The 2,240-nt window shown below is 66.2% G+C and carries 2 protein-coding genes and 1 pseudogene; all 3 read left to right on the top strand.

The features are described 5' to 3' along the window. Nucleotides 1-772 (top strand): ATP-binding cassette domain-containing protein (locus EOD07_RS31470; RefSeq protein WP_164772731.1); only part of this gene is annotated, 772 nt, incomplete at its 5' end. A gap of 3 nt (nucleotides 773-775) precedes the next feature. After that, entirely contained in the window at nucleotides 776-1,804 is a 1,029-nt protein-coding gene (locus tag EOD07_RS31465) for an ABC transporter permease (protein ID WP_127238048.1), read from the top strand. Beyond that, nucleotides 1,801-2,240: pseudogene (locus EOD07_RS31460) on the top strand (ABC transporter permease); the annotation flags it as partial. The gene EOD07_RS31465 and the pseudogene EOD07_RS31460, both read left to right, overlap by 4 nt.

Genomic DNA, 2,240 nt, shown 5'->3' with positions numbered 1-2,240 from the left:
GCTCTATCCCGAGCGCGTGCCGACAATGACCGATCGCGTCGCGCTCACGGTCGCGAACCTCGCCAGTTGCAGCCGCCTGTCGGGCGTGGACTTTTCGCTTCGCGAGGGTGAGGTGCTCGGCGTCGGCGGTCTGCAAGGCCATGGCCAGCGCGAGCTGTTCCAGGCATTGTTCGGCGCAACGAAAGCGAGCGGCGCGATCGAGCTTTGGGGCAGGCCAGCGGCGATCGGCAATCCGCGCCAGGCACTGACCGGCAAGGACGGCATCGCGCTGGTGCCGGAAGACCGGCGCGGCCAGGGCCTGCTCTTGACCAAGAGCGTGCGCGAGAATTTGACGCTGTCGGTGATCAAGCGCTTCACCGAAAACGGCCTGCTCAGCCGCCAAAAGGAAGCTGCCTTGGTCAAGGAGATGGTCGATTTCCTGCGCATCAAGGCCGGCACGCCGGAACAGCTTGCCGGCACTTTGTCCGGCGGCAACCAGCAGAAGGTGATCTTCGGCAAGATGCTGCTGACGCAGGCGCGCGTGCTCCTGCTCTACGATCCGACGCGCGGCGTCGATGTCGGCACCAAGGGCGAGATCTTCCAGCTGATGCGCGATCTCGCCGCCAAGGGCTATGCGATCCTGTTCCATTCGAGCGACATGCCGGAGCTCGTCCATGTCGCCGACCGCGTGCTGGTCATGCGCAACGGCCGTATCGCCGCGACGCTGGAGGGCGAGCATATTTCGGAAGAGGAGATCCTGCGCGCCGCCATGCTTGAGACCAGGGCGGCCTGAGGCATGGTGATGTCCGTGGAGCAGACTGTGGAAGGGGCGCAGATGCCGGCGCATACGAAAGACACCAGGCCGGGCATCGATTGGCGTGGCCGAGCGCTCGACCGCGCGCCGTTCCTCGTCGCCTGCCTAATGCTGGCCTTGATCGTTGCCATCTATGGCAGCCTGCAGTCCGGCGTCTTCACGCTGGACGAGCTCAATCTCGACACGGCGGCGGCGATGACGCTGATGCTGGCGGCAACCGGACAGACGATCGTTCTTGTGCGCGGCGGCATCGATCTGTCGATCGGCGGCATGATCAGCCTCGGCACCGTGATCGCGGCGACGCATTTCACCGACGACCCGTCGACCACGGCGTTCTGGGCGCTGACGATATTGGCGCTCGGTTTCCTCATCGGCGCGCTCAACGGCCTGTTGATCTCGCTGCTCAAGCTGCAGCCCTTCCTGGTGACGCTCGCCACCTGGTCGGTCCTCAACGGCGTCGCCATGATCATCCTGCCGACCGATGGCGGCAGCGTTCCCGGTTGGTGGGTTGGCTTCGCTTCCGCGCAGCTCCTCGGCCTGACCAGCCCTGTCTGGATGCTGCTGGCGCTGCTCCTCTTCTGGTGGTGGTTCCGCGCGACGCGCGTCGGCATCACCATCCAGGCCTCCGGTTCCAACGAGAAATCGGCCTTCCTGTCGGGCGTTTCGATCACCCGCGTCAATATCGTCACCTACGGCCTGTCCGGCCTGTTCGCGGCGGGTGCCGCGCTGTTCCTGATCACGCAGACCGGCGCCGGTTCGCCGACCATCGGCAAGGACTATATCCTGCCCTCGGTGGCCGCCGCGGTGATCGGCGGCGTCAGCCTGTTTGGCGGCCGAGGCCATCTCGCCGGAACGCTGATCGGCGCTTTGGTGCTCACCCTCATCGGCAATCTGGTCTTCGTCCTGCACGTGTCGAGCTACTGGCAGCCGGTCGCGTCGGGCGTCATCCTGCTGCTCTCGGTGCTGGCCAGCTCGGTCGCCGAAAAGGCCGCGAGGAGCCGGGTCCAATGAGCGCTTTCCTCGCCCGCAATCGCCTCATCGTGCTTGCCTATGCCGGCATGGTCGTGCTGCTCCTGGTCACGGCGATGTTCTCGCCGGGCTTCCTCTCGGTCTCCAACATGCGCTCCACCGTGGTGCTGGCGGCCTTCGTCGGCATCGTCGCGCTCGGCCAGACCTTCGTCATCATCGGCGGCGGCATCGACCTGTCGGTGCCCTGGGTGCTGAATTCGGCCGCGATCGTCATGGCGCTGCTCTGCGGCGGGCAGGATCTGCCGCTTGTCTGGGTCATGCCGCTGCTGCTTGCCGGCGGCGCCTTCATCGGGCTGGTCAACGGCGTCGGCGTCGCCCAGTTCGGCGTGCCGCCGATCATCATGACCTTGGCCACCAACGTCATCCTGCAGGGCCTGATCCTGGTGTTGACCGGCGGCTCGCCGACGCCTTCGGCGCC

It is taken from the genome of Mesorhizobium sp. M2C.T.Ca.TU.002.02.1.1 (genome assembly GCF_003997225.1).
The sequence above is the reverse complement of the archived record's forward strand: the minus strand, read 5'-3'. Positions and strand labels throughout refer to the sequence as shown.